General features: G+C 64.2%; 4 protein-coding genes. All 4 read right to left on the bottom strand.

Annotated elements, in window-relative coordinates; translation table 11 throughout:
- A partial coding sequence (locus ACTHLF_RS14000; protein ID WP_440327959.1) for a gluconate 2-dehydrogenase subunit 3 family protein occupies nucleotides 1–347 on the bottom strand: 347 nt, incomplete at its 3' end.
- 10 nt (nucleotides 348–357) lie between these two features.
- Nucleotides 358–2,049 carry a GMC oxidoreductase gene (locus tag ACTHLF_RS13995; protein ID WP_440327958.1) on the bottom strand — a complete coding sequence of 564 codons (1,692 nt, stop codon included), beginning with the start codon at nucleotides 2,047–2,049 and terminating at the stop codon, nucleotides 358–360.
- 9 nt (nucleotides 2,050–2,058) lie between these two features.
- Entirely contained in the window at nucleotides 2,059–2,934 is an 876-nt protein-coding gene (locus ACTHLF_RS13990) for a sugar phosphate isomerase/epimerase family protein (protein ID WP_440327957.1), read from the bottom strand.
- A 16-nt stretch (nucleotides 2,935–2,950) separates the two neighbouring features.
- On the bottom strand, nucleotides 2,951–3,824 hold an 874-nt coding region (locus ACTHLF_RS13985; RefSeq protein WP_440327956.1), incomplete at its 5' end, for an MFS transporter.

Below are 3,824 nucleotides of genomic sequence, written 5' to 3'. Positions count from 1 at the left end.
TTGCGCTGGGCGTCGTCGAGCTGCATGAAGGGCTTGCCGGCCGCCTTGTCGAAGGCGGCCATGGCGGTGAGGTAACGGGCCTGGTCACCCTTGTTGTAGACGGCCTTGAGCAGCTGGTCGATGAACAGCGGTACGCCCGCTTCGACCGCACCCGGCGTATCGGTGCGGGGGATGATGATCTCCGACACCGCGCCAAGCAGGCTGTACTGCGCCGGATCGAAGAACTGCGGCCTGGCATCCGGCTTCTGCGAAGCGGCATGCGCATCGACCACCGCCAGCAGCGACGGACCCGCGATGACGCCCGCAGCCAGCACGGACATGTTTTTCAACCATTCGCGACGATTCATGGCGGGATCCTTAAATGTTGCCGCGCTTGAGTTCTTCCACGGCGTGGTTGGCCGCGCGTGCGGTCAGCGCCATGTACGTAAGGGACGGGTTCTGGCAGCCGGACGAGGCCATGGCCGAGCCGTCGGTCACATAGACGTTCTTGCAGGCATGCATCTGGTTCCAGCCGTTGAGCACCGAGGTCTTCGGGTCGCGGCCCATGCGCGCGGTGCCCATCTCGTGGATGCCGGCGCCGACGTTGGCCTTCATGGTGAAGTGGTTCACGTCGCGGTAGCCCGCGCCGGTCAGCATCTCCATCGCGTCCTCGATGATGGCCTTGCCCATCATCTTCTCGTTCTCCTGGTGCGCGGCGTCGAAGTTCAGCACGGGCAGGCCGTACTTGTCCTTGTGGTTGCGATCCAGCGTCACGAAGTTCTTGTGCGACGGCAGCATCTCGCCGAAGCCCATCATCGAGACATACCAGGGACCCGGCTCCTGCGCGGCCTGCTTGAGGTCCTGGCCGAGCAGCTGTTCCTGCACGAGGCGGGTCCAGTCCTGGCGGCCCGCGCCACCCTGGAAGCCGAAGCCACGCAGGTACTTCTGCTTGTCCGTGCCGATGTTGCGATAGCGCGGGATGTAGAAGCCGGTGGGGCGGCGGCCGGAGTAGTAGCGGTCTTCATGGCCTTCGACCATGGCGCGCGCGCCGGTGCCGAACATGTGATCCATGATGTTGTGGCCGAGCTCGCCGCTATCGTTGCCGAAACCGTTGGGGAAGCGGGTCGAGGTCGAGTTCATCAGGATGTGTGCGGTGCCGAAGGTCGACGCGCACATGAAGATGACCTTGGCGAAGTACTCGGTCTGGTGACCGGTCTCCGCATCGAGCACACGAACGCCGGTGGCCTTGCCCTTGTCGTTGTCGTAGATCAGCTCGTACACGATGGCGTTGGTCACCATCGTCATGTTGCCCGTGCGCTCGGCCGAGGGCAGGGTGGACGAGTTGCTGCTGAAGTAACCGCCGAACGGGCAACCGCGCATGCACAGGTTGCGGTACTGGCAGGTGCCGCGCTGCGGGCTCTGGTCGTGCTTAAGCGGGGCCGAGAGGTTGGCGGTGCGGCCGATGATCAGCTTGCGGTTGAACTTGCTGTCCAGCTTGCCCTGGAAGTCTTTCTCGACGCAGTTCAGGTCCATCGGCGGCAGGAAGTTGCCGTCGGGGAGCTGCGCCAGATGATCGTTGTTGCCGCTCACGCCGATGAAGTGCTCGACGTGGTCGTACCACGGAGCGATGTCTTCATAACGGATCGGCCAGTCCACGCCCACGCCTTCCTTGCCGTTGGCCTCGAAATCCATCTGGCTGAGGCGATAGCTCTGCCGACCCCACATCAGCGAGCGTCCGCCGACGTGGTAGCCGCGGAACCAGTCGAACGGCTTGGTTTCTTCATACGGGTTGTCGATGTCATCGACGAACCAGTGCTTGGTCGACTGGGTGATGCCGTAGAACGACGGGCGCGTGTGCTTCGGCCAGCGTGCAAGGTCTTCCTGGGTCGGCTCGTCGCCGTACGGCAGTTCCCACGGCGCCTTCATGGCCGTTGGGTAATCGAGGTGCTTGACCATGGGGCCGCGGTCGAGCACGAGGGTCTTGAGGCCCTTCTCGGTCAGTTCCTTGGCGGCCCAGCCGCCACTGACACCGGTACCGACGACGATAGCGTCGAATGTGTTCTTTTCCATGCGTGTTCCTCAGCGCAGCGGGCGCAGGTAATCGAAATCGACGCGCGCGGCGTCCAGGGAACTCATGCGGGCGAAGGGACCTTCCTGTTCGACGAAGCAATGCTTCAGTCCGGAAGCGTCCGCCGCCGCCATGATCGGTTTGTAATCGAGCGTGCCGCGGCCGAGTTCGGCACCCGGGTAATCCTTGGCGTTACCCGGCAGGAAGTCCTTGGCGTGCATCAGGGGGATGCGGCCCGGGTTGGCCTTGAAGTAATCGACGGGGTTCTTGCCACCGGCGTGGACCCACCCACAGTCGAGCTCGAACTGGACGAGCTTGTGGTCGGTTTCCGCCAGCAGCACGTCGTAGTAGGTCTTGCCACCGCCCACATCGGTAAATTCCGCGTGGTGGTTGTGGTAGGCGTACTGCAGGCCGGTCTTCTTCGCCTTCGCAGCCAGCTCGTTCGCATGCGCCGCCACGCGCTTCGCATCATCGAGCGTGTAGGTCAGGTCGCCCGAGCGGCCGCTCTCCTTCTGCATGATCGCCGGGAGCATGCTGCTGACGATGTACTTCGCGCCGAGCGTATGCGCGGCATCAATGCCCTTCTCGAAGCCCATGCTGTCGAAGTGCATGCTGGGGCAGGCGAGCCCGGCTTCCTTCAGCTGGTCACGCAGGGTTTCCGCCGTGCTGGTGACGATCGCCTCGATCTCGGTGTAGCCGATCGACTTCAGCGTCTTGAGCGTGCCCAGCGGATCCTTCTGGTAGGCATCGAGCACCATGTAGAGCTGGATGCCGAGGCTCTTGCCCTTCGAGCCGGCGGCGAGGAGCTTGCCCGGCGCGCCGAGGCCCAGCCCAAGCGCGGTGCCACACAGCGCCGAGCGCGTGAGGAACTGTCTGCGAGTGATCATGAAGCGTTATCCCGAATCAGTGGGTGCTGGCGACGGCAGCGGCAGCGGTGGTCCTGCGATCCTTGAAGAGCAGGACGAAGAGGGCGAAGACAAAGGCGGCAAAGGCACCGGCGATGATCCAGATGCCGTGCCAGTCGTGCGTGCCGTCGCTGCGCGTATAGGTCTCGACGACGATGCCGGACAACCACGAACCGACGAACATGCCGAGGCCGTAGGTCAGGAAGGTGATGAGCCCCTGCGTGGCGGCGCGCAGGGCGGGCGGCGCTTCGCGGTCGATGTAGATCTGGCCCACCACGAAGAAGAAGTCGAAACAGACGCCGTGCAGGACGATACCGAGCCAGAGCATCCACATCAGCTCGCCGGAACCACCGAAGGCGAACATGCCGTAGCGCACGACCCAGGCGAGCATGCCGACGGCGAGCATCCACTTCACGCCAAGGCGGCGGAAGAACCAGGGGATGAGGAGCATGAAGAACAGCTCCGACATCTGGCCACCGGTCATCTTGCCGGCGGCATTGACCACGCCAGCCTCGTTGAGGACCAGGTTGGTGAACGCGTAGTAGAACTGCAGCGGGATGCAGATCAGGAACGAGGCGAGGGCGAACACCGCCATGGAGCGCTCACGGAGCAGGTGAAGCGATTCGAGCGGCAGGGCATGGCGCAGTTCGAAGCGCGAGTTCCGCGCCAGCGGCGGCGTCGCGGGCAGGGTGAAGCAGTAGCCCGCCATCACGACCGAAAGCACGGCGGCAAGGAGCAGCGGCGATGCCGTGGCTTCCACGCCCCATGCGCCGACCGCCAGGCCGACCAGGATCCAGCCGATGCTGCCGAACACGCGGATCGCACCGAACTCTTCCTGCGGATCACGGATGTGGCGCATGGCCAGCGAGGCG

This window comes from Luteibacter sp., from assembly GCF_051958795.1.
Classification (GTDB): Bacteria; Pseudomonadota; Gammaproteobacteria; order Xanthomonadales; family Rhodanobacteraceae; genus Luteibacter.
This window is presented reverse-complemented; position numbering and strand designations above follow the sequence as displayed.